Below are 22,941 nucleotides of genomic sequence, written 5' to 3' on the forward strand. Positions count from 1 at the left end.
CTTGTCAATCGCAAGAAAAATATAATTGACATATGCCGAAAACTTTGTTAAGATTATAACTGTCATATGACAGAAAAGGAGGAGCTATGCCGCGACCAAAGAGATGTCGACGCATCGGCGCTTATCCGGATTTTTGGAGTTTTGCGCCGGAGGATGCGGAAGAGGAGACGGAGGAGTCCGTTATCCTCCAGTTGGATGAGCTCGAGACGATCCGTCAGATCGACTATGGGCGACAGACGCAGGAGGAATGTGCCGCCGCGATGGGCGTGTCCCGTGCGACGGTGACGAGCATCTACGAGGCGGCGCGCTACAAGCTCGCGGAGGCAATCATCTGTGGGAAGCGCATCCACATTGCGGGCGGCGCATACCGGATCGAACATCCGACAGTCCTCGGGATTCAGGATAAAGGAGAGCATACAATGAGAATCGCAGTACCTTATGAAAATGAGAAGATTGAGCAGCATTTCGGCAGAGCAAAACAGTTCAAGTTCTATGATGTCGAGGACGGTACAGTGCAGGCCTCGGAAGTTGTGGACACGGTCGGTGAGGGGCATGGCGCACTCGCGAGCTTCCTCCACAACGCGAAAGCGGATGTTGTGATCTGTGGCGGCATCGGCGCGGGTGCACAGACGGCACTTGCAGAGGCGGGCATTACGCTCGTATCCGGCGTGAAGGGCAGCGCGGATGAGGTCGTGCAGCAGCATCTCGCGGGAACGCTTGAGCGAAGCGCGGATGAGGGCAAGTGCACGCACCGCCACCAGCATCAGCACGGCAAGGATCATGCACACGGGCATGGCTGCGGTCATGAGGGGCATGAAGGTCACGGCTGTGGACACGGCACACATGAGGGCCATGAGGGGCACGAAGGTCATAAAGGGCATGGTCCTCACGGTGGTCATGGCTCTCATGGCGGACATGGTGGACACGGTCCTCATGGCGGACACGGCGCACACTGAGCTTACACAATGGAAAGCACCGCTTCGGCGGTGTTTTTTTGTTGGAATAAACATAGTTAAAAATTATATATAAAATATGATTATGAACTATACTGTTATAAAATACAAAAATAAACTAGAATTGATTTCTGAAGAAAATATGAATAGCTATATTCTCAATAGCTTGATATAATTGAGAATATAGATGAGAACGAATATGTATACCTATAAGATTCCTATGGATGAATGAAAACGTGAATTTGATTCATAATTATTGTTTATGATTTTTGTAAAAACCTCTTGATTTTTTGAAAGGACTGTTATATTATATACATGAATCAAACAACAAAGATATTCACGTTGATATATAGGAGAGTATTCTTATGGGAAACGATATTGCAGTGATCTACTCCTCGCGTACGGGGAATACGAAAAAAGTCGCGGAGCGTCTGGCGGAGGCACTCGACGCATCCTGCCACAGCGTCAAGGATACGTCGGCAGTGCCCGAGGGTGCGACGCTCTGCATCGGCACATGGATTGACCGTGGGACGGCGGATGCTGCGGCGAAGAAGTACATTGAGAGTCTGCGCGGGCGGCGCGTCTTCATCTATGGCACGCTTGGCGCGGAGCCGGATTCGGAGCACTGTGCGAAGTGCATCGAAAATATCCGTGCACTCTTTGACCCGTCCAATGAGATTCTGGGCGCGATTCTCGTGCAGGGCGCGATTGACCCGATGCTCATCGAGATGTTCAAGAGTATGCCGAAGGACAATGTGCATGCGTTCACTGAGGAGAATGCGGTGCGCTATGCGGCGGCAGCAAGTCACCCGGATGAAAATGATTTCGCGCAGGTCATTGCAGCGGCAAAGGAGGCATTGGCATGAATACGTTTGAGACGAAACTCGCAGCACTCTCGGAGGAGGCACGCGGCTGGCTGCTTGGCACGAAGTCGGAGAACCCGCTCGGCTGTGCCTTTACGAAGAAGCGTGTCGTGCATCCCGGTGCGGGCGGCAAGCGCATGATCGGGGACAAGGCGGAGCAGGCGCAGATCTGGGCGGAGCTGATGGCGCAGACCCCCGACCCTGCCGATGAGCGTGCGGTCTACATCCACATCCCGTTCTGTGACAAGAAATGCAGCTACTGCGGCTTCTTCCAGAATTTCACGCGTGAGGAGGCGGTGCATCACTATGTCGACGTCCTCATCGACGAGATCGAGGCGGCGGCGGATACGCCGTATGTGACGGGCGCGCCGTTCCAAGCCGTATTCTTCGGCGGCGGCACACCGACGGCACTCAGTGATGCGGATCTCGCACGGCTCGTGCGTACGGTGCGCGAGCGTCTGCCGCTGACGAGTGATTGCGAGATCACGCTTGAGGGACGCATTCACGATCTCAGCGAGAGCAAGGTAGAGGCTGCGATGCGCGCGGGCATCAATCGGTTTTCGCTTGGCGTGCAGTCCTTTGACACGCGCGTCCGTCAGTCGATCGGACGCATCGATGACCGCGAGACGGTGATTGAGACGCTGCGCCGCATGGTGGAAAAGCAGGGCGCGGTCGTCATTGCAGACCTCATCTATGGGCTGCCCTATCAGTCGATGGAGATCTGGGAGAACGACGTGCGTACGCAGTTCGAGCTCGGCATTGCGGGCGGCGATCTCTATCAGCTCAACGTCTTCCCGGGCAGCGAGCTCGCACGCCGCATCGATGCGGGGGATCTGCCGATGCTCCCGACAACGGAGGAACAGGCGGAGTATTTCAAGCGCGGGCTTGAGATTGTCGCGGAGTATCCGATGGCGCGCCGCATCGACACGACGCATTGGACGACGGACCACCGCGAGCGGAGCCTCTACAACACGCTCGCCAAGCGCGGCAATGACGTTCTCGCGTTCGGCTCGGGAGCGGGCGGCTTCATCGGTCAGATGATGTGGCGCAACCACGGTGCGCTTGCACCCTATGAGAAGATGGTGGAGGAGGGCACGAAGCCGTTCCAGTTCATGGGCGAGCAGGCGGATGAGCATCGTATGCACAGCGAGATCGGCGATCAGATCGAGCACGGCTACCTGTACGCACCGTTCTTCGAGAAGAAGTACGGTGTCAATCTCCTCACCGAACTCGAGCCGCTTCTTGTCGCATGGGCGGAGAATGGTCTCGTTACGCGTACGGCGACGGGATTCCGTTTGACGCTTGCAGGTGAGTTCTGGCACGACAACCTCATCCAGGCCTTCCTCGAGGCGTATGCGCTCACGCAGGAGGATGAGGTGAAGCTTCGTCAGGAGAATGTCGCCCTGCAGGACATGATTCCGAAGTCTGTGCGCTCCATGCTCGAGGCGATGTTCCCCGACGGGATGCCCCCGCAGATGGCGGCGGCACTCTCGGGTAAGCCGACCCCCGAGCTCGAGAACCATCCGCATATGCAAATGCTGCGGAATCTCATCGAAAAGGAACGGGAGAAGGAGCGTACTGCAGACCGTTCCGCCCTCGATCTCAATACGGTCATGCGCACGCAGTCGCGTGACCTTGAAAAAGCTGTGTAATATAACATATAGAAAGACCCCATGAGCTAAAACAGGTGTTGTTTGTTGCATAAATGAGAGGCGACAGCACCTGTTTTAGTTTAAATTTTTACACAGCATTGACAATGAATGTCTTTATTGTTAGGATATCAAACTCTGGTTTGAAAAGACACTGATCTTTCAGCCGTAATATCTGCAATGAAAAATCCCCGCACATTGGCGGGGATTTTTCATTGCGGCGTAAAGTATCCGAATGCCGTAGGGATGCTGTACGTATCGGCAAGCTCTGCACGGCGCACCCAGAGGAGGGAAGCTGGCGCATCTGTTCTGTCCTCGGCGGCCATGAGCGGCGGTTCGTTCGTGTCGGCGACCGTGACCGCCCAGCCCGTCAGCTCCCACTCAATATGCGAGAAGATGTGACGTGCAGACGGGAGCGGCACAATGTCGCGCACATCGAAGCCCTCTGATTCGAGGAGGGCGCGGACAGCACGTTGCGACAGCTTTCCTTCGAGATTCGGATATTCCCAAAGACCTGCGAGGAGACCACGCGCGGGTCTTTTTCGTATGGCGATTTTCTCACCGCAGGAGAGGAGGAGGACGGTGCGCCGTTCTTTGCGGCGCGCCTTGAGTGCCGTCTTGACGGGATAGTCCTGCTCCGTGCCGCGATCATGAGCGAGACAGAGCTGCGCGGCGGGGCACGCATGGCAGAGCGGCACTCCGTTCGGCAGACAGACGGTCGCACCGAGATCCATGAATGCCTCGTTGAGAAGTCCTGCGTCGCGTCCCGTGGGATAGGAGGGGGCGAGCGCCGCCTCAAGCGCACGCTTTGATGTGTCCTTTGCAATGTCGATGGAGTTCGCCGTGATGCGTGCGGCGATGCGCAGGAAGTTGCCGTCGACGGCGGGGCGCGGCTGTCCATAGGCGAATGAAGCAATCGCGCTTGCCGTATAGCGTCCGATGCCGGGGAGGGCGAGCAGCTCGTCGAAGTCGCGCGGCAGGTCGCCGCCGTGCTCTGTCACGATTGCCTGTGCCGCACGTTTGAGGTTGCGGGCGCGGCTGTAGTAGCCGAGCCCCTGCCAGAGTTTCATGAGTGCGTCGTCGTCCACGGCGGCGAGGGCGCGGACGCTCGGCAGGGCTTCGAGAAAGCGCAGATAGTAGCTGCGGACGACGGCGGCGCGTGTCTGTTGGAGCATGATCTCCGAGATCCAGACGTGATAGGGCGTCGGTTCGTCGCGCCACGGTAGATCGCGTGTGTCGGGTGCGGATTTGCGCCAAGCAAGCAGCGTATTGCAGAGGGCGGGAAAGATGGAGTCGCCCGTCCATGGTAAAATTTTCATTAGAGTGCTCTCCTTTTCGCGTTGATTTTACTATACCTGTGTGAAACAGGGATGAAGATGTGGGCTTTTCTTTACAAAGTGCGCCCTTTGTACTATGATAGCAGATAACAAACTATATGATGGAGTGATTTCTGATGTTGGATATGAAATTTGTGCGCGAGAATCTGTCGGCGGTGCAGGAGATGCTGAAAAACCGCTGCAGCGCGCTCGATCTTTCGCCGTTTGCGGCACTGGATGAACGTCGGCGTGCGATCTTGCAGGACGTGGAGGAGAAGAAGGCACGGCGCAATGCCGTATCGAAGGAGATCGGCGTACGCAAGAAGGCGGGCGAGAGCGCGGATGATGTGGTCGCTGAGATGCGTGCGCTTGGCGATGAGATTACGGCGCTCGATGAGGAGCTGCGCACGGTCGAGCAAAACCTGCGTGAGCTGCTGCTCCAGATTCCGAATATGCCGAAGGCGGACGTCCCAATCGGAAAGGACGATACAGAGAATCCCGAGGTGCGCCGTTGGGGCACGCCTCGTACATTTGATTTCGAACCGCAAGCGCATTGGGACATCGGCGAGAAGCTCGGTGTGCTTGATGCGGAGCGTGCGGCGAAGGTCACGGGGGCGCGCTTCACGTTCTACAAGGGGCTCGGGGCACGGCTTGAACGCGCGTGCATCAACTTCATGATGGACCTCCACGCGGAGAAGCACGGCTACACGGAGATGCTTGCGCCCTACATCGTGAACGAGGCAAGCATGGTCGGGACAGGGCAGCTGCCGAAGTTCGCGGAGGATATGTTCAAGCTCGACGGGCTCGACTACTACCTCGTGCCGACGGCGGAAGTGCCGACGACGAACTATCACCGCGACGAGATCCTGGATGCGGAGCAGCTGCCGGAGTACTATACCTCCTATACGGCATGCTTCCGTGCGGAGGCAGGCAGTGCGGGACGCGACACGCGTGGGCTGATCCGTCAACACCAGTTCAACAAGGTGGAGCTGATCAAATTTGTCGCACCTGAGACGAGTTGGGACGAGCTTGAGACGATGGTGGAGGCGGCGGAGGATGTGCTGAGGACGCTCGAACTGCCGTACCGTGTCGTGCAGCTCTGCACGGGCGACATGAGCTTTACCTCGGCGAAGACCTACGATATCGAGGTCTGGATGCCCGCGCAGGACAAATACCGCGAGATCTCGTCCTGCTCGAACTGTACGGATTATCAGGCACGCCGCGCGAACATCAAGTATCGTCCCGAGCGCGGGGCAAAGCCCGCCTTCCTCCACACGCTGAACGGTTCGGGCGTTGCAGTTGGCCGCACGGTGGCGGCGATTCTCGAGAACTATCAGCAGGCGGACGGTTCTGTTATTGTGCCGAAGGCGCTCGTGCCGTATATGGGCGGCGTTACGGTCATTCGATGAAAAAGATTGTTGTCGGCATCACGGGCGCAAGCGGCAGTGTATACGCCGTTCGACTGATTGATGTTCTGCGGGAACAGGGCATCGAGGTGCACGCTGTCGTGACGGACAGCGGACAGCGCGTGCTGGACTACGAGTGCGGCATGACGATGGAGGAGCTTTCGCTGCGCGTCGATGTTCTCTACCCGAATACGGACGTGGGCGCGGCAATTGCAAGCGGCTCGTTCCGCATGGATGCGATGGTCGTCCTGCCCTGCTCGATGAAGACGGCGGGTGCAATCGCCCACGGCGTGACGGACGATCTCTTAACGCGTGCGGCGGATGTGACGCTCAAGGAGGGGCGGCGGCTGCTTCTCGTGCCGCGCGAGACACCCATGCATGAGATTCATCTTGAGAACCTGCTGCGGCTCGCACGTGCAGGGGCGATCATCATGCCTGCTGCGCCCGGCTTTTATCATCGCCCCGAGACGCTCGATGATCTCGTGAATATGATGGTGGGCAAGATCCTCGACCGTCTCGGCATCGAGGCGGAGCTCTTTACACGTTGGAGGTGACGGATATGACTTTTTTCAAAGCGAAAGTGACGGTACTTGCGGCTGTGCTCGCGCTAGGTGCGGCGGGGACGGCAGCGGCTGCGCCCGCAGAGGCGGACGGGCATGCGATGCAGATGCACATGGGAGATTCCTCGGCGCAGGACAAAAAGGCGGAGATCCAGATGGACTATCTGGAGCATCGTGGCGAGCGTCGTTACATTGATCTCTACAACCTGCACGTTTTCCGCCAGTACAAGGAGATGCACGGGATGTCGCTCCACTGGGGGCTGACCGTCTCGCGTGCCGTCGGCTCGTGGGCGGAAAAGGACACGCCCGACGTGCGCCTCGACTCGTCCGCCGTCGGTGTGGGCCCCGCGTACATGGTTCGTTGGACGAAGCCGCTCGGCTCGAAATGGGAGGCTTCGTTTGACGCAACGGGGGGCGTTATCGTCTACAACGACGTGCACCCTGCACACACGCGCAACTACGGCTTCATGTGGCGGATCGGGCCGCGTGTGACGTACAAGTTCAATGAGAAGAGCGCTCTGAGTGTTGCCTATCTGGGGCATCATGTGTCGAACGGACAGCGGACGAAGAACCCCGGCTACAACGGCATCGGGCTCTCGATCGGCTATCGATACACGTACTAAAGGCCGTACTGTGGCAAAGAAATTTTACGCCGTGAAGCGTGGACGCAAAACGGGCATCTTCACCGTATGGGCAGAGTGCTCGGCACAGGTGCAGGGCTTTCAGGGCGCAGTGTATAAGGGGTTTATGACCGAAGCAGAAGCGCGTGACTGGCTGGCTGGTGCGTCGGATTCATCTGCGCCGCGTGCTGCAAAGAGCGGTACAGCGGCGAAAAAATCGTCCGCGCCGACCGTCGAAGAACCCGTTGATGCGGACTATATCATCCACACGGACGGTTCGTGTCTTCGTAATCCCGGCGGCGCGGGTGGCTGGGCTGCTGTCATTGAGACGGTCGCAACGGGCGAGGTCAGAGAGTACAGCGGCGGCGACCCTGAGACGACGAACAACCGCATGGAGCTGACGGCGGCACTTGAGGCGATGAATGCTGTTCCTGCGGGCGCACGCATCGCACTCTATACCGACAGTCAGTATCTCAAGAATGCGTTCACGAAGTTCTGGCTGCCCGCGTGGAAGAAGCGCGGGTGGAAGAAGGCGGACGGCGAACCCGTGCTCAATCAAGATCTCTGGATGCCGCTCGACGCGGCGTTTGCCGCACGGCGTGTGCAGTTCCACTGGGTCAAGGGGCATGCGGGCAATCCGCGCAACGAACGCTGTGATGAGCTCGCGCGGAGTGAGGCGGAGAGATTTTCTCGTTGAGTTATAGATCGTATGTGGAGTTGTCGCGACACGAAAGGAGGGAATCCATGCAGCGCATCTTCGAGGCGGTGGGACGCTTTGTCCTCACACACCTCGCGAACATCGGACGCATCACCCTCCTCTACGCCGAGACTGCGCGGCAGGTCACACAGCGTCTGCGCGTGCGGAGCATTGTCTATCAGATGGCGCACCTTGGCGTGGACTCTCTCCTCATTGTCGGGCTGACACTTCTTTTCACAGGCATTGTGCTGACCCTCCAAATCGCGCACGAGTTCATCCGCTATGGAGCGCAGAGCACCATCGGCGCGGTCATCGCCATCGGCATCGGGCGCGAGCTCGGTCCCGTCCTCGTCGGTGTTGTCTGTGCGGGGCGCGTGGGCGCGGCGATCACGGCGGAGGTCTCCACGATGAAGGTCACGGAGCAGATCGACGCACTGCGCGTCATGGCGGTTAGCCCCGTGAACTACCTCATCGTGCCGCGTATGCTCGCGTGCATGATCGTCGTGCCCGTCCTCACCGTATTCGGCGACGTGATCGGCGTTCTCGGCGGCTACCTTACTGCCGTGCATTATTCGGGCATCTCACCCTACACCTTTACACACTCCATCACACAGTTTGCAGAGATCTACGATATGACGGGCGGACTTATCAAGGCAATCTTCTTCGGCAATGTTATCGCCGTCCTCGGCTGCCACTACGGACTGAACGCGCCAAGCGGCGCAGAGGGGGTCGGCAAGGCGACCATGCAGACCGTTGTCACCTCGATCATTGTCATTTTTATTCTGAACGCCGTCTTGACATTCTTCTTGTTCTGAGGACACGCTATGATACGACTGAACAACGTCAAAAAGTGTTTCGGGGACAAGGAAGCACTCAAGGGGATCAGCCTCACCATCGAAAAGGGCGAGACCATCGCCATCATTGGCGGCTCGGGCTCCGGAAAGTCCACCCTCCTGCGCCTGATGATCGGACTGGATCGCCCTACCTCGGGCGAGATCTACCTCGGTGACGACAACATCACTGCGATGAATGAGGACGCACTCGATCGCGTGCGTCTGCGCATGGGCATGGTATTCCAGTACTCCGCGCTCTTTGACTCCATGAACGTCGGGGAGAACGTCGCGTTCGGGCTGCGTGAGCACACGGATAAGAGTGAGTCGGAGATTCAGCGCATCGTTGCGGAGAAACTTGCGCTTGTCGGACTGCCCGACGCGGCAGCGATGATGCCGCAGGAGCTCTCGGGCGGCATGAAAAAACGCGTGGGACTTGCGCGTACGATTGCGACCGATCCCGAGATCATCTTCTACGATGAGCCGAGCTCGGGACTGGATCCCATCATGACGGCAAAGATTGACGAACTGATTATTGATATGCAGCGAAAACTCGACGTGACCTCGATTGTCGTCACACACGACATGGCGAGTGCGAGCCGGATTGCCGACCGCATCGCCATGATTTACGACGGGCAGCTCATCGCCGTCGATACGGCGGAGCGATTTCAGGATATCAAGGATGAGCGCGTACAGGCATTCTTTCGTACGCTGCACCATCGCAGGGAGGTTGGAGCATGAGCGCAGAGGCAAAAGTCGGAGCATTTACACTCGGGGGAGCGGCACTCCTCGTCGCTGTCGTCATGTTCTTTGGCGGCCTGCGGTTTGGCGGCAGTCAGGACTATATGCTCTACGCGGGATTTGGTCGCGCCGTCGGGCTCAACCCCGAGGCGCAGGTACTCCTTGCGGGCGTTCCCATCGGGCAGGTCGAGGAGATCGTCAGCGACGGCACGGGTGTCACTGTCTCTATGCGGATTCAGGACGGTGTGAAGATCCCACGCGGTTCGTCCATTACCATCGGGCAGCCGGGCATCATGGGGGATAAATTCGTCATCATCACACCTTCGTCCAATGTCGATTTTTATGCGAATGGAGACTACCTTTACGGCGAGAACGAGATGGGCATGGACACGATGTTCACCGAGCTGAACAAGATGATTATTCAAGTCGAGGCAATGCTCACCTCCATCAACAACATTGTCGGTGCACCAGGCTTTCAGAGCTCGATGGTGCAGCTCATTGTCAACATGGAGCAGATGACCGCCCACCTCGACGGTCTGACAGCGACCCTGGAGCAGATGGCGAACGAGAATCGCGGCGACTTGCATGCCATGCTCGCAAATATGAACGCAATGTCGTCGAATCTTGCACAGACCACGGCGAGCGTCGAGCGCATCATGGCGAATCTTGAGACCGTCGGCGCAGATCCGCAGACAGCGGAAAATCTCAGAAAGACACTTGAAAACATCACCGCCTCCTCTGAGCGCATCCTGCGCATCGCCGAGGGCATTGAGGCGGTCGCGGGGGACAAGCAGACACAGGAGGACGCGCGTGCCCTCATTCACAATGCACGCACCATGACAGACAAGGCCGGCGGGCTCATGGGGCGGCTGCAGAACGTCAAGGTCACGCCGAAGGTGGATGTGATGTACAGCGGCAAGTCGGATGACTGGCGCACAAACTTCAACCTTGATGTCGGCGAGAAGCAGGGAATGTACGCGACATTTGGTGTGGATGACATCGGCGGAGGCGATAAGTTTAATGCACAAGTCGGCAAGCGCGGCACAGCCTTCGGAGCACGTGCGGGGGTTGTCGCGGGTGCAGCGGGGGTCGGCGTGGATGCGTATGCGGGTGAGAAATTCAAATTCTCCGCTGATGCCTACGATCCGAATGACTTTACCCTGCGGCTGCGTGCGCAGTATCAGCTGAAGGACAGCACCTACCTCTTCGGCGAGTGGAACGATGTGAACGACAGCAAACACCGTGCGTTCTATACAGGGGTACGGCAGGAGTTTTGATTTTAGCAACACAAACGCAGTCTGTCTCAAAAGGACAGACGGCGTTTTATGTTGGGGTATTATCCTCCGATGCCGCACTCCCTGCGGATGGCATTTTGCATCAACTGCGAGAAGTTGATATTGCGCTCGCGTGCGAGTGTATCGAGCCAACTCGGGATCGTGATGCTGCGACGAATGGTCTTTGTGTCGTGAATCTTGCGATAGGTAAGTGTGTCGGCTTTTATCATTGCAAGGGTCGCACCCTGCGGTACAGTGATTTGCTCCGGCAGTGATGGGGGGGGGATCTCCTCCTTTTCCTCCTCGCGGTTCCAGAGCATCAAATTCAATACATCCTCGGCATTCTCGAATGCCTCCTGCATCGTTGCACCATCTGTAAAGGTGTCATCCAGATCGGGGAATGTGACGATGATACCGTCGTCCTCCACCACAAAGAGTGCGGGATATACATATTTCATGGGAAGTACCTCCTATTTTTTCAGTCCGGCACGTTTGAGGATGTTTTGCAGTGTACCGTTTGGAATTTCTTCTTTGGCGTGGCGGCCAACAGGGAATTGATTGCCCGTAATGGGGCTGAAATAGATATCATGATTGCCCCCATTTCGCACCAAGGTGCAGCCATTCTTTTTCAAAAGACGAAGCAGTTCCGCTGTTGTCATATGCTCACCTCATATCTATTATATATATTCGTATATATTTTTACAAGATGCTTTATTTATTATAGCAGAATCCCCCGTGTCATTTGGCACGGGGGATTCTGCTATTTCAATGTTCGTTTTGATTAAATACAGGCTTTCGTCCCTCAAGGAACGCCGTCACCGCCTCACGGTGATCGGCAGATTTCCCTGCCTTTGCGAGATTCTCCGCCTCGAGACGGCTGTACGCCATGTAGTCGTGGTAGAACACCTCATAGTAGAGTTGCTTTTGCATTACGAGTGCGCCGAGCGGGCGGCGCAGCAGCTTCGCAGCAAAGGCATGCGTTTCCTCTGCGAGCTTTCCGTCGGAGGCAACCCGTGTCGCAAGACCGAGACGCAGTGCCTCCTCGCCGTAGACGGGTGCACTCAGCGCCATCAGCTCAATCGTCTTGGCAAGTCCGACGATCTGCTTCAAATGATAGATGCAGCCCGTATCACCGGGAAGTGCGACGTTCGAGAACGCCGTAAGCAGACAGCTCTCCTCCGTCATGATGCGGAAGTCCGCACCGAGCGCAATCCCGCAGCCCGCACCTGCGGCAGCACCGTTCACCATTGCGATCACGGGCTTCGAGCACTTGCGAAGAGAGAGCGATGCCTGTCCCGTCAGAATGGAGAGATCATAGCTGATGAAGTCGAACGATGCCATCTCCTTGATATCACCACCGGCGGAGAAATTCTTGCCCGCGCCCGTAATGATGAGAACCTTCACCGCATCGTCTGCGTCGCAGTGCTCCACCGTGCTGATCAGATCGCGGAACATCGGCGCATTCAACGCATTGTTCGAGGAAGGGCGGTCGATCGTGATCGTCGCAATGCCGTCCTCGATATTCAGGTTAATATGTTTTTCCATGGGAGACCTCCTTATACGCGAGTTTTCAAAAAATTACGTCTTTCTATAGAATAGCGTATACCGTACTGTAATACAAGTAAAATTACTTCTCAGCTACCACCTCGCTGTTGTCGATGGCAAAGTCAAGCAGTAGTCCGATGAGCTCGTTGCGCGAGCGTCCCGTCTCGTCGGCAAGAGCATCCAGTCGATTGATAATATCTTCCCGAACGCGGATGGATAGGATTTTATGCCCGTCCTCTCCGCGTTTTCTTTTGGTTATCATCAGTTTTGTGTTCATATCTATCACCTCTTTTATAGTGTATGTATGAACAGAAAAACCTTATATATTATCTGTCATATTACATAAGTTTGTGTTAAATGTTTAAGTTGTTATATAAAATGTACGATATAGTGTGTGTAAAAATGTGTTATAAAATATGTTATAAAGTGAAAGGTGAAATGATGGAGATACATCCTGCTGTACAAGGGGGCGCCGAGCAGGGAAGCGCACGCGTCGGCAGGGGACAGGGAACGTCTCTACCCAACCATGTTTTCCAAGAGGTGCTCGATGCGGCGGGCAGCCGCACACGATTTTCCTCGCACGCAAAGACGCGCATTGAGCAGCGCGGTGTTCGTCTCACGGCAGACGACCTGACGCGCCTTGATGATGCTATCGACCGCATGGCGGCAAAGGGCGTGCGTGATGCCCTCGTCTATATGAGCCGAGGGCTCGCGATGGTCGTCTCGGTCAAGAACCGCACCGTTATCACCGCGCTCGATGAGGCGAGTGCCAAGGAAAATATCTTTACCAACATCGACAGTGCTGCAATTTTATAGGAATGAGTAAGGGAGAGATGCAACTATGATGCGTTCGTTGTTTTCAGGTGTTTCGGGACTGAAGGGACACCAGACCCGCATGGATGTCGTTGGTCACAACATCTCAAATGTCAATACGGTTGGCTACAAGGCAAGCCGTGTGACCTTTGCCGATACACTTTATCAAACGACGGCGGGAGCATCTGCACCGCAGGGAAATTTGGGCGGTATCAACCCGAAACAGATTGGCCTTGGTGCGAATGTCGCTTCCATCGACACAATCTTTGGCGATGCGAGCGTGCAGGGAACGGGCAAGAATACCGATGTCGCGCTCGCGGGCAACGGGCTCTTCACAGTCAAGAACAATAACGGTACTTACTACACGCGCAGTGGTGCGTTTGAATTCGATGCGGACGGCAACTATGTCATGTCCGGCAACGGCTCATTTGTGCAGGGGTGGATGGCGCGCGAGAACGGCGAACTGGTGACGACGGAGCAGCCTGGAAATATCACCATCAAGGCGGGCAAGAGTATGCAGCCCCAGATGACTACGGCGGCAAGCTACCTGAATAATCTCAATGCGGATACGAAAGGCTATGAGATTGCAAGCATTGTTGCGAAATATAAGGATGGGACGCAGAAGTCTCTCGGAACATATACAGAGAGTTCGGTTGGCGAGATGTCTCTTGGCATGACAGGCACGACGAAACCGATTCCGCTGGAAGATGGTGTTGCAGATTATCCATTTAAGACAACAGATACTGTTACACTCACGGGTACACCTGTGAAGGGGAAAGCGCTGTTTTCGTCGACAGTTACCTCTGTTGAGGCCAATGGGGCGAATGTCAAAGTGACCTATGAGGGCGATAAATCCTCTGTTTATGGGATTACCAACAGCTCGGGGAATCCCATTTCTGTCACACATACAACTGGAACGCATGCAATCGGTGATGTATCTACAATTTCTGGAACGATAGCACCGGCAGGGGTAAAAGCCTCAGGCTCAAACCCGGGAGCAACAGAATTGACGCTTGCTACGGCAACGATTGGCGGACAAACGTTTACGAACGTGAAAATCACTGTTCCAAACCCTAAGGATTTTACATATGCGGATGGACAGACGGTGAACTTTTCACTGGTGAAGAAAAAAATAGAAGCTGACGCTGGAGCGAAAATCCATACGCCCAATACATATAGTGATGGTACGGTGCTGGATGCAAATGAAGCAACGACGGGGGCTCCCTTCACAGTTACGGAGAAGAATCAGCGTTATATCTATAAGGGGCGCGTTAATGGCAGTGAGGGGACGATTCAATCGGTTACTCGAAAATCAAAACAACCGACAGAAGTTACTCTCACCATGAAGGATGGGCAGGTCTTTACGGGCGCAGTCAACGGTGAGTACAAGGTCGGCGGAATGTACTATCCACCTTCGGTGACAACGTTTACCGTCTATGACAGCCTCGGTGGTGCACACAGTGTCCCGCTCACATTCCGCAAGACGGGCGCGAATGAGTGGGATATGAGCCTCGGCGGCAGTGATACCTATACCTACAAGGAAAAGAACGGGATGGAGGTCACAGCGACCCTCACGAAGACGAAACTGAAATTCGATCAGACAGGGCGCTATGTCAGTGGCGATGCGACCGTTACTATGACCTATAAGCGCGAGGGCGAGGAGGAGCCGAAAACGCACAAAGTCACGGTCAGCCTCGGCGCACTCACACAGTACAGCGGCAGCAGCACGATTAGGGCCGAGACGGACGGCAATGCCGAGGGTGTTCTGAAGAATGTCACGATAGACAATTCGGGAACAATCACGGGTGTGTATTCGAATGGTAAGATCAAGGCGGAGGCACAGCTTGCAATCGCCCAGTTCAACAATGCATCTGGGCTTACGCGTGCCGGCGGCAACTTCTTCCAGCAGTCGAATAACTCCGGTGCAGCAAATATCAAAACAGCAGCTGACCTCGGCTGCACAATCACACCGTCAGCACTTGAGATGTCCAACGTCGACATTGCCGATCAGTTCTCGGATATGATCGTCACACAGCGTGGATTCCAGGCAAACTCGAAGACTATCACCGTCGGTGATGAGATGCTTGAGACACTCATCAATATGAAGCGGTAAGGAAGCAGAATCGCATATGATTTTGGAAAGGGCCGTCCTTAGGGGCGGCTCTTTTCTGTACCTAACAATAAATTTATTTGAAAAAAATTGCACAAACTGATAAAATGAGAGAACCTGTCAATACGGGGTTATTGTGTTGACTTTTCCGGAGCAGCCCACCGTTCGGGTGCATCCGTTACGGATGAGGAGGAAATGGTTTTGAAAAATAGGGGACGTTTTCCCAAGCGTTTGCTGAGGGCTCTTGCTCTTTCGGCGGCGGTCGGTATTTTCACAGGAACGGCATCCGCAGAGACGGTGCAGATTGATCTTTCGCGCTCGGTGCAGATGGCACTTGAAAATAACCGCACGATCAAGCAGGCACTTACGGATGTAGATGCGGCGCACGCTTCACTCGCGCAGGCGAATCGTACGATGGGGCCGACGCTGACGTGGCAGACCTCGGCGAACCGCGTTGGGGGCGAGGCGTACAAGGGCTCGGGGGTCAAATACAACTACGGCAATACGGGCACGGTCTCGATGCCCGTCTACAATGCTGCACTGAATGCACAGCGCAAGGCGGCGCGTTACGGGCTCAATGCGGCGGATTTCGCGCTTGAGCAGACGAAGCAGTCGATTCGCCTGACGGCGACGGTGGACTACTTTAACATTCTCCAAGCGCGCAATCTGGTGAAGGTGCGTGAGGATACGGTGGCGACGCTGCAGACGCATCTCGCAGATGTAAACGCACAGTTCCGCGTTGGTACGGTGGCGCGTGCGGATGTGCTTGCCTCGGAGGTGGAGCTGGCGAATGCGCAGCAGAATCTGACGACGGCGAAGAATAACTATGAGGTCGCTGTGGCGACGCTGAACAATGTGATCGGTATGCCGACGGATACGATGCTCACGATCAACGATGAGCTGCGCTATACGAACTATGATCTCTCGCTCGATGACTGCACGGACTACGGGCTGCTCTACCGTGCGGACGGTGCGGCTGCGGTCTATGCGGTCAAGCGGGCAGAGGAGGGCGTGCGTACGGCAAAGGCGGGCTATCATCCGACGGTGAACGCGTCTGCGACGCGCTCGATCGCAGGCGAGCGCCCCTTTCAGGACGACCACACGAGCAGCGATACGTGGGCCGCAGGGCTGAGTGCGTCATGGAATATCTTCGATAGCGGGGTGACGGCGGCGCAGGTGGATGCGGCGAAAGCGACGCTCCACAAGGCGGAGGAAGCTCTCGCAGCAGCGGACGAGCAGATCCGTCTCGATGTCCATACGGCATATCTGAATCTGCGGGCAGCGGAGCAGAATATCAAGACGACGGAGACTGCGGTTAAACGGGCGGAAGAGGACTATAACATTGCCCGCGTCCGCTACAATGCAGGCGTGGGGACGAACCTTGAGGTGATGCGTGCGTCGGACAATCTGACGACGGCACGCATGAACTACTCGACCGCACTCTATACCTACAATACGAGCAAGGCTTCCCTTGACAATGCGATGGGCGTTCCCGTCGATCTTGACGCGGTGCGTTACCGTGCGGCGGAGGAGGAGGGGCAGCATGCTCCCGCTGCGCGTGCAGCGGCACAGCTGCATGACGGTGCACTTTTTGAGACGCCGAAGGGAAGCGAGGTGCGCCCCGTTCCCGCGCGTGCGCCGCAGGATGCCGCGACGGCTGCTGCGGCACGTGTGACAGCGGCAAACGCTGTCTATGAGGCGGAGATGAACAAATAAGAGGTTTCTATGAGACGGAAGGCGTATGTCGGGATTGCGGCAGCTGCCGCAATCCTTATCTGCGCAGCAGTTCTCATCCACATGGTACGCGCCCAGTCGTTCATGGCTGAGGCGGGGCGGATGGCAGAGAGTCTCTTGGCGGAGAAGCTGGGGACAGCTGTGCACATCGGTGCAGTGGAGATCCGTTCTCTGCATGAACTGGCACTCGATGATGTTGTGATCTATGATAAGCAGGCGGAGGCTGTGCTCCGTGCCGATGAGGCGCGGGTGACGCTTCGTCTGCTTTCGTTGCTTTCGACACCGGAAACCTCGATTGACGAGATCCTGCTCACGGGCGCACATGTGGATGTCGTGCGGCGAGCGGACGGTTCGTGGAACTATGACGATATTGGTGTGGATGATGGCAAGCCAAGCTCGTTCGAGGGGCGTATCCGCCTTGCGGATGCGACGGCGAATGTCGATGTCGATGGGCGTTCCTACGATCTGAGTGCGATCACGGGGACGGTGGATATCGACCGCAGCGATGTGTCCTACGATCTCACAGGGGCTCTTTCGGGCGTTCCCCTGCGCGTGCGCGGTGCGTATGTCGGTGGAACGCAGGAACTCGATCTGAGCGCTTCGGATACGGATGGGATGCCGCTGCTCAAATATCTGCCGGAGAGCAGTCTGCCGGAGGAGATCCACGTGGAGACGCTTCACGCGGATCGTGTGCACATGGAGATGCGGCGCGTGGACGGCGTGGCGACGTTCGACGGACATGTGGACGGTGTGCGCGGTGCGGCGGATGTCTACGGGACGAGGGTGCAGCTGGAGAGTGCGGCTCTGCGTTTCAATGAGCGGGAAGTGTTTCTTGCGGCGACGGCGGAGGCGGAGGAGCAGCGTGCTCGCGTCGATGGGACGATTCGTCTGGATGCGGACGAACCCTATTTGGATCTTCACGTGACGGCGGCAGATTTTGCGGTGGATCGTGTGTGCACGGACAGTGCCTATACGGGCGGCGTGACTGCGGATGTGCATGTGACGGGGACGCTCGCCGCACCGATGGCTGCAGGGCGGCTGACGGCTGCTGCGGGGGCGGTGAATGATGTCACGTTCCAAAATGTGGTGGCGGATGTCTCCTATGCGGACGGTGTGCTCGCGGTGGAACAGCTGACGGCTGCAGTGTTCGGCGGCACGGTTGCGGGCAGCGGTATCTACGATACGCGCGCACATTCCTATACGGCGCATCTGACGGCGGACGGCGTACGGCTCGCACAGCTGCGTACACTCTCTGCCTCTGTGCCCGAGGAGCTCGACGGTGCACTGCATGCCGATCTTGGGATCGACGGTCAGGGCACGGATGCGCCCACCGTCTATGGCAGCGCAGAGGTCACAGACGGAAGTTATCGTAATATTCCCGTGGAGCGCGCGAGTGCATCCTTTAGCGTACGCGAAAACAATGTGACGATCGACTTTCTCAGTCTGCATCTCCCGAATGATACAGGGCTCGGTGTTGAAGGAACGATCACGGGCGGCTCTGCGCTCGATCTGCGGTTCTACGGCAGTCATGCCGATCTCTCGCTGCTGAACGGTTTGGACGATCGCCTCAGCTTCTCGGGACTGTCGGATTTTAGTGGAGTGGTGCACGGGGATATCCATGATCCGCAGGTGGAGATGCAGGTCTCGGCAACGAACGGCGATCTCCTGTATCAGCCGTTTGACAGCCTGCTGTTCCGCGCGGAGGGCTCGCTCTCGGGCATCGGCATCCACGATTTCTCGATGGAGCGCGGCGGGCGCGAGGTCTGGCTCGTGAACGGCACCATCGGTTTTACGGGCGAGCGGCGCATTGACCTGCAGATTGATACCATCGGCGCGCGGATGGAGGATGTGGCGGCACTCGTCGCACCCGATCAGCCGATTACGGGCAATATCGATAATATCATTAAGTTTACGGGGACGCTCGATAATCCGCATGCGGTGGGCTATGTTCACTTCTATCGCGGCAGCTACGCGGGCGCGATTCTCTCGGGTATGGACGGCGACTACTTCCTCGATAACGGCATCATCCGTGTGCAGGTGTTCCACATCTACTCACCGATGGTTGACATGGTCCTGAACGGGACGATCAATACGCTTGGCCTGCTCGACTTTGACGCAGAGGTGCGCGACCTTGACATGAAGCGGTTCGAGCACAAGCTCCCGTACGAGGTCTCGGGGCATGGTGTCTTCAACGGAAAGGTCGGAGGGACGATCTCCCGTCCGATCTTCCGTGGAGAACTGAAGGCGGATGCAATTACGATGAATGGGGTGGAGCTGCGCGGGATCCACAGTTTTGCCCACTATGAGAACGGTATTATCGAGCTGGATGAGACAGGCTTTCGTCAGGGGGAGGACGGCTCTGTGACGGCGCGTCTCCACTATGATACGGCGACGCGTGCGATCAGCGGACAGATGCAGATCGAGCGGATGGATGTGCAGGCGCTCCTCGCGCTCGCAAATCAGAAGGAGGATCGTCTCACGGGGCAGATCACGAGTGCGGTGCGTCTGGGCGGTACACTCGACAATCCGTCGATCTCTCTGACGGGCGAGATTGCGGAGGGAACCCTTGCCTCCTATCCCATCAGTGATGTTGCGCTCGATGTTACGCTCGCGGATCGCGTGCTGACGGTTCGGAAGCTCTCGGGCACGCAGGGGGACGGCTCGTTCTCTGCCGTTGGAACGATGGACTTCGACGGGACTGCAGATGTGGATGTCACAGCGACGGATATTGCGCTCGGGATCTTTACGCGCTTTGGCGGTGTCGCGGAAGCGGTGACGGGAACGACCTCGTTGACGCTGCACATCGGCGGTTACACGCAGCAGCCGGAGGCGGATCTGAAGATTACGGCGAAAAACGGCGGTGCACGCGGCGCATCGTTTGATGAACTGACGGGAGAGGCGAAGCTGCGCCATGCCGTCATCCATCTGAATAATCTCGCTGTGACGAAGTATATCGACGGCATTGCCTACACGGCGAGTGCGCATGGGGAGATCCCGCTGCGTGCGCTCACGGCGGAGCGCAGTGAGCTTGTGACCGCCTATGACGAGATCAACCTGACGATTGCACTTGATAACGCTGATCTTTCCCTCCTGCCTGTGTTCTCCGAGCAGGTGGAGTGGGCGCTCGGACGGACGGAGGGCAGTCTGAAGCTGCATGGGACGCTTGCCGCCCCGCGCCTCGACGGCTCGCTGCGCGTTACGAGCGGTGCACTGAAGTTCAAGTTGCTTGAGAATCCGCTGACGGATATGGAGCTGCGGGTCGATGCCCGCGGCGACAGTGTCATCGTGCGCGAATGCACAGGACACATGGGCGCGGGCAGCTATATGCTGACGGGGCGCATGGGGCTTAACGGAATCGAGCCGACGGCGTATGATTTTACCTTTGTCATGAATGATCTTGCAGTTAAGACATCGTTCTTTGACGGTCCGATCAGCGGCTCGCTGCATCTGACGGAGGGGGAATACTGGGGGGAGAAGCTGCCAAAGCTCGCGGGCACGATCAACATCGACCGCGCTCTCGTCTCCATTCCGTCGATTCCCGATACGAGTGATGAATTGCCGCACGTCATCCTCGATGTGGGGGTGACGGTGGATCGTCATGTGCATTTCTTCAGCTCCGGGATCTATGATATCCATCCGTCGGGATATGTGCATTTCGGCGGGACGACGCATCATCCGCATACAACGGGCATGATCGGCGTGCGGCGCGGCGATACGGTGAGCTATCTCCGGACGGTGTTCAAGATCCGCGAGGGGACGGCAACGTTCAACCAGCCGGAGTCGTTCCTGCCGGAGATCGCGTTTCTCGCAGAGGCACGCCTGACCCACACGCGCGTCTATCTCTCGGCGAACGGTCCGCTCGATCACATGGATTTCCGTCTCTGGTCAAGCCCTGAGATGTCGCAGGAGGAGATCATCCGTATGCTGACGCTGCGCAGTGCCTATCGGAGTGGCGAGGGCGGCATTACGGCGGCAGATGTGCTCTCGATCGGACTTCAGATGAGTATTCTCTCCGAGGTGGAGGATTCGCTCAAGGACTTCCTTCATCTCGATGTGCTCCGCCTTTCGAGCGGGAGCGGTGCACTCTTTGAGATGAAGGACGACGAAGCGGTCAAGAAGAATGAAGATGCGTACAACATCGAAGTGGGCAAATACTTCGGCGACCGCGTGCTCGTGCGCTATGTGCAGGGGCTTGGTGCGGCATCGGACAAGCATCGCTACGGGATTCAGTATGATTTCAGCGATAAGTTCGGCATCTCGTATGATCGTGAGGGCGCAGATCAGCTCTTTAGTATCGAGGCGCGAATCAGATTCTAAAGAAATCGCTGATAAAATAGACCCTCAGATTGGCGTAGATTTTTTCGTCCGAACAAGGAGGAAAACCGGACGCATAGCCAAAGCTATGTGGAGGATCGCGGGCACAGTGCGGGCAAAAAAGATGCGCTAAGATGGCGTGGCTGAATTTATCAGTGATTCCTAAAAAAGGAGGTGTGCCTATGTTTTCGGACTATGTAAAAAAGCTGTCCGCCGTGCAGAAACTCACGCCGGCGGAGGAGCGGGAACTCTGGTGCGCCTACAAGGAAACGGGAGACGAGACGGCACGGCGTCGGCTCATCGAGGCGTATCAGCCGCTGGTCTTCCGCGAGGTCATGCCTTACCGCAGCCTGTCCTCTGTGATGGACGCGGTGCAGGAGGGGACGATCGGTCTGATTGAGGCGGCGGAGCGCTATAATCCAACACGCAATGTTGCGTTCAGCCTCTATGCCGTACATCGTGTACGGGGACGCATTTTGAACTTCCTGCGGCGCGAGGGTCAGGTGGATCTGCCCTGTTTGGAGGCACAGACGGATGCGGCAGAGACGGCGAAGGAGCTGCTTGTCGATGAATGCCCCTCGGTTGCAGAGGTTGCGGAGCATCACGCCCTCGTCGGTGTGCTCGGTGCTGCGATGGAGCGTCTGCCCGCGCGGGAGCGTCTCGTGCTCGAGGGAGTGACCATTGGTGGTGCACATGCGCAGACGATGGCGGACGCACTTGGTGTGACCCCCGCGCATATCTATCGTCTGCAGCAGAGCGGTATTCGCCGTGTGCGCGGAATGCTTTCGCGCTTTATGCAGCATTGGAACTAATGTTTAGTACCATGTTTTAACTTTGAGTTCTTGAATCTGTCCTATGGAGTGTAGTATAATCTCGGGAAGGGGGAACGGCGATGGACGCAGACCGCAGGGAACGTGCGAAGTCGATTCGCGCGGCGCGTGATTGGCTCACAGGGGCGGAGGTTGCGCTCGCGGGCGAGGATGATCTCGCAGGGGATCTGAAGCTCATGCTTGCGCGTGCGGAGCTTGCACGTCTCGCAGCAGATCGCCGCGCACGCGTGCGCCGATGGGCGGGACGGCTTCTCCCCCCGATCGCGGCTGGGGCGGCGATTCTCGCGTGGATGATGTGGATGTCCCACCCTGCCGAGGAGGTTGCCGTGTCACCAGTCGTATCGGCTGGGGTGGAGCAGACGCTGTCTCCATCTGCAGAGGCGGGTCCGCCGCCGGTCGTTGAGAAGGCGGACGCAGCGGCGACGCTGCCGGAAGAGTCCGCTCTGCAGCAGGAGCCGATGCAGCAGATTCCCGCAGAGAACCCTATGCGGGAGGATACGGAGGTGCCCACCGTGGGTACTGTTCCGACGCGCACGGAGGCGGCTGTGTCCGCGCCGTCTGTACAACCCCGTATGCCGAATGCCGATATGCAGCGGCTCATGCAGGTCGGCGGTAAGATTCTGAGAGAGTAGCAATCTGTCCCCGCAATGTACGGTGGATTGAAATAGCGCCGCTCACGGCGCATA

At 57.1% G+C, this 22,941-nt stretch carries 21 protein-coding genes; 16 read left to right on the plus strand and 5 right to left on the minus strand.

Annotated features, from left to right (window positions below; translation table 11 throughout):
* Window positions 1-86 precede the first annotated feature (86 nt).
* The 3 genes from HMPREF9334_RS09150 to hutW all read left to right on the plus strand — a co-directional run bounded on the left by HMPREF9334_RS09150 (window position 87) and on the right by hutW (window position 3,468).
* On the plus strand, window positions 87-956 hold the full coding sequence (locus HMPREF9334_RS09150) for a DUF134 domain-containing protein (protein WP_006693188.1): 870 nt from the start codon (window positions 87-89) through the stop codon (window positions 954-956).
* Window positions 957-1,318: 362 nt separating this feature from the next.
* Entirely contained in the window at window positions 1,319-1,819 is a 501-nt protein-coding gene (locus tag HMPREF9334_RS09155) for a flavodoxin family protein (RefSeq protein ID WP_006693189.1), read from the plus strand.
* Window positions 1,816-3,468, plus strand: coding sequence for a heme anaerobic degradation radical SAM methyltransferase ChuW/HutW (gene hutW, locus HMPREF9334_RS09160; RefSeq protein ID WP_006693190.1), 1,653 nt, complete (start codon window positions 1,816-1,818; stop codon window positions 3,466-3,468). The genes HMPREF9334_RS09155 and hutW overlap by 4 nt, the downstream gene beginning before the upstream one ends.
* A gap of 209 nt (window positions 3,469-3,677) precedes the next feature.
* Here hutW and mutY read toward each other — a convergent pair whose 3' ends face one another.
* Window positions 3,678-4,784 carry an A/G-specific adenine glycosylase gene (gene mutY, locus HMPREF9334_RS09165; RefSeq protein WP_006693191.1) on the minus strand — a complete coding sequence of 369 codons (1,107 nt, stop codon included), beginning with the start codon at window positions 4,782-4,784 and terminating at the stop codon, window positions 3,678-3,680.
* 134 nt (window positions 4,785-4,918) lie between these two features.
* Here mutY and serS point away from each other — a divergent pair, with 134 nt between their 5' ends.
* From serS to HMPREF9334_RS09200, 7 genes are read left to right on the plus strand one after another with little or no spacing between them, the layout of a single operon-like run.
* Complete coding sequence (serS, locus tag HMPREF9334_RS09170; RefSeq protein WP_006693192.1) at window positions 4,919-6,190, plus strand: serine--tRNA ligase; 1,272 nt, start codon at window positions 4,919-4,921, stop codon at window positions 6,188-6,190.
* Window positions 6,187-6,741: a UbiX family flavin prenyltransferase gene (locus tag HMPREF9334_RS09175; protein ID WP_006693193.1), complete on the plus strand. Its 555-nt coding sequence runs from the start codon at window positions 6,187-6,189 to the stop codon at window positions 6,739-6,741. Before serS ends, HMPREF9334_RS09175 begins: the two co-directional genes overlap by 4 nt.
* 5 nt (window positions 6,742-6,746) lie before the next feature.
* Window positions 6,747-7,370: an acyloxyacyl hydrolase gene (locus tag HMPREF9334_RS09180; RefSeq protein WP_039957491.1), complete on the plus strand. Its 624-nt coding sequence runs from the start codon at window positions 6,747-6,749 to the stop codon at window positions 7,368-7,370.
* A 10-nt stretch (window positions 7,371-7,380) separates the two neighbouring features.
* Window positions 7,381-8,064: a ribonuclease HI gene (gene rnhA, locus HMPREF9334_RS09185; protein WP_006693195.1), complete on the plus strand. Its 684-nt coding sequence runs from the start codon at window positions 7,381-7,383 to the stop codon at window positions 8,062-8,064.
* A gap of 47 nt (window positions 8,065-8,111) precedes the next feature.
* Entirely contained in the window at window positions 8,112-8,879 is a 768-nt protein-coding gene (locus HMPREF9334_RS09190; RefSeq protein ID WP_006693196.1) for an MlaE family ABC transporter permease, read from the plus strand.
* Window positions 8,880-8,888: 9 nt separating this feature from the next.
* The gene (locus HMPREF9334_RS09195) at window positions 8,889-9,635 is read left to right on the plus strand and encodes an ABC transporter ATP-binding protein (RefSeq protein ID WP_006693197.1); all 747 of its coding nucleotides are present in this window, start codon (window positions 8,889-8,891) and stop codon (window positions 9,633-9,635) included.
* On the plus strand, window positions 9,632-10,912 hold the full coding sequence (locus HMPREF9334_RS09200) for an MlaD family protein (RefSeq protein ID WP_006693198.1): 1,281 nt from the start codon (window positions 9,632-9,634) through the stop codon (window positions 10,910-10,912). Before HMPREF9334_RS09195 ends, HMPREF9334_RS09200 begins: the two co-directional genes overlap by 4 nt.
* A 59-nt stretch (window positions 10,913-10,971) precedes the next feature.
* On the opposite strand, the gene HMPREF9334_RS09205 is transcribed toward HMPREF9334_RS09200, so the two are convergent.
* From HMPREF9334_RS09205 to HMPREF9334_RS09220, 4 genes are all read right to left on the minus strand, one after another.
* Window positions 10,972-11,367, minus strand: coding sequence for a type II toxin-antitoxin system HicB family antitoxin (locus HMPREF9334_RS09205; RefSeq protein ID WP_006693199.1), 396 nt, complete (start codon window positions 11,365-11,367; stop codon window positions 10,972-10,974).
* A gap of 12 nt (window positions 11,368-11,379) precedes the next feature.
* Window positions 11,380-11,568: a type II toxin-antitoxin system HicA family toxin gene (locus HMPREF9334_RS09210; protein WP_006693200.1), complete on the minus strand. Its 189-nt coding sequence runs from the start codon at window positions 11,566-11,568 to the stop codon at window positions 11,380-11,382.
* A 106-nt stretch (window positions 11,569-11,674) separates the two neighbouring features.
* Window positions 11,675-12,454: an enoyl-CoA hydratase/isomerase family protein gene (locus HMPREF9334_RS09215; protein WP_006693201.1), complete on the minus strand. Its 780-nt coding sequence runs from the start codon at window positions 12,452-12,454 to the stop codon at window positions 11,675-11,677.
* Between the two features lie 82 nt (window positions 12,455-12,536).
* Complete coding sequence (locus tag HMPREF9334_RS09220; RefSeq protein WP_006693202.1) at window positions 12,537-12,731, minus strand: ribbon-helix-helix protein, CopG family; 195 nt, start codon at window positions 12,729-12,731, stop codon at window positions 12,537-12,539.
* Between the two features lie 164 nt (window positions 12,732-12,895).
* Here HMPREF9334_RS09220 and HMPREF9334_RS09225 point away from each other — a divergent pair, with 164 nt between their 5' ends.
* From HMPREF9334_RS09225 to HMPREF9334_RS09250, 6 genes are all read left to right on the plus strand, one after another.
* Complete coding sequence (locus tag HMPREF9334_RS09225) at window positions 12,896-13,270, plus strand: TIGR02530 family flagellar biosynthesis protein (RefSeq protein ID WP_039957493.1); 375 nt, start codon at window positions 12,896-12,898, stop codon at window positions 13,268-13,270.
* Between the two features lie 25 nt (window positions 13,271-13,295).
* Window positions 13,296-15,380 (plus strand): flagellar hook-basal body complex protein, encoded by a 2,085-nt coding sequence (locus tag HMPREF9334_RS09230; RefSeq protein WP_006693204.1) that lies wholly within the window; start codon window positions 13,296-13,298, stop codon window positions 15,378-15,380.
* Window positions 15,381-15,572: 192 nt separating this feature from the next.
* The gene (locus HMPREF9334_RS09235; protein WP_006693205.1) at window positions 15,573-17,093 is read left to right on the plus strand and encodes a TolC family protein; all 1,521 of its coding nucleotides are present in this window, start codon (window positions 15,573-15,575) and stop codon (window positions 17,091-17,093) included.
* A 9-nt stretch (window positions 17,094-17,102) separates the two neighbouring features.
* The gene (locus HMPREF9334_RS09240) at window positions 17,103-21,428 is read left to right on the plus strand and encodes a translocation/assembly module TamB domain-containing protein (protein ID WP_006693206.1); all 4,326 of its coding nucleotides are present in this window, start codon (window positions 17,103-17,105) and stop codon (window positions 21,426-21,428) included.
* A gap of 179 nt (window positions 21,429-21,607) precedes the next feature.
* On the plus strand, window positions 21,608-22,237 hold the full coding sequence (locus HMPREF9334_RS09245) for a sigma-70 family RNA polymerase sigma factor (RefSeq protein WP_006693207.1): 630 nt from the start codon (window positions 21,608-21,610) through the stop codon (window positions 22,235-22,237).
* Between the two features lie 80 nt (window positions 22,238-22,317).
* Window positions 22,318-22,887, plus strand: coding sequence for a hypothetical protein (locus tag HMPREF9334_RS09250; RefSeq protein ID WP_006693208.1), 570 nt, complete (start codon window positions 22,318-22,320; stop codon window positions 22,885-22,887).
* Window positions 22,888-22,941 lie beyond the last annotated feature (54 nt).

The sequence above is a fragment of the Centipeda infelix ATCC 43532 genome (assembly GCF_000234095.1).
Taxonomy (GTDB): Bacteria; Bacillota; Negativicutes; order Selenomonadales; family Selenomonadaceae; genus Centipeda; species Centipeda infelix.

Coding starts and splice junctions, on each gene's coding strand:
- HMPREF9334_RS09150 (WP_006693188.1), top strand. CDS start 87: ATGCCGCGACCAAAGAGATGTCGACGCATCGGCGCTTATCCGGATTTT.
- HMPREF9334_RS09155 (WP_006693189.1), top strand. CDS start 1,319: ATGGGAAACGATATTGCAGTGATCTACTCCTCGCGTACGGGGAATACG.
- hutW (WP_006693190.1), top strand. CDS start 1,816: ATGAATACGTTTGAGACGAAACTCGCAGCACTCTCGGAGGAGGCACGC.
- mutY (WP_006693191.1), bottom strand. CDS start 4,784: ATGAAAATTTTACCATGGACGGGCGACTCCATCTTTCCCGCCCTCTGC.
- serS (WP_006693192.1), top strand. CDS start 4,919: ATGTTGGATATGAAATTTGTGCGCGAGAATCTGTCGGCGGTGCAGGAG.
- HMPREF9334_RS09175 (WP_006693193.1), top strand. CDS start 6,187: ATGAAAAAGATTGTTGTCGGCATCACGGGCGCAAGCGGCAGTGTATAC.
- HMPREF9334_RS09180 (WP_039957491.1), top strand. CDS start 6,747: ATGACTTTTTTCAAAGCGAAAGTGACGGTACTTGCGGCTGTGCTCGCG.
- HMPREF9334_RS09190 (WP_006693196.1), top strand. CDS start 8,112: ATGCAGCGCATCTTCGAGGCGGTGGGACGCTTTGTCCTCACACACCTC.
- HMPREF9334_RS09195 (WP_006693197.1), top strand. CDS start 8,889: ATGATACGACTGAACAACGTCAAAAAGTGTTTCGGGGACAAGGAAGCA.
- HMPREF9334_RS09200 (WP_006693198.1), top strand. CDS start 9,632: ATGAGCGCAGAGGCAAAAGTCGGAGCATTTACACTCGGGGGAGCGGCA.
- HMPREF9334_RS09205 (WP_006693199.1), bottom strand. CDS start 11,367: ATGAAATATGTATATCCCGCACTCTTTGTGGTGGAGGACGACGGTATC.
- HMPREF9334_RS09210 (WP_006693200.1), bottom strand. CDS start 11,568: ATGACAACAGCGGAACTGCTTCGTCTTTTGAAAAAGAATGGCTGCACC.
- HMPREF9334_RS09215 (WP_006693201.1), bottom strand. CDS start 12,454: ATGGAAAAACATATTAACCTGAATATCGAGGACGGCATTGCGACGATC.
- HMPREF9334_RS09220 (WP_006693202.1), bottom strand. CDS start 12,731: ATGAACACAAAACTGATGATAACCAAAAGAAAACGCGGAGAGGACGGG.
- HMPREF9334_RS09225 (WP_039957493.1), top strand. CDS start 12,896: ATGGAGATACATCCTGCTGTACAAGGGGGCGCCGAGCAGGGAAGCGCA.
- HMPREF9334_RS09230 (WP_006693204.1), top strand. CDS start 13,296: ATGATGCGTTCGTTGTTTTCAGGTGTTTCGGGACTGAAGGGACACCAG.
- HMPREF9334_RS09235 (WP_006693205.1), top strand. CDS start 15,573: ATGGTTTTGAAAAATAGGGGACGTTTTCCCAAGCGTTTGCTGAGGGCT.
- HMPREF9334_RS09240 (WP_006693206.1), top strand. CDS start 17,103: ATGAGACGGAAGGCGTATGTCGGGATTGCGGCAGCTGCCGCAATCCTT.
- HMPREF9334_RS09245 (WP_006693207.1), top strand. CDS start 21,608: ATGTTTTCGGACTATGTAAAAAAGCTGTCCGCCGTGCAGAAACTCACG.
- HMPREF9334_RS09250 (WP_006693208.1), top strand. CDS start 22,318: ATGGACGCAGACCGCAGGGAACGTGCGAAGTCGATTCGCGCGGCGCGT.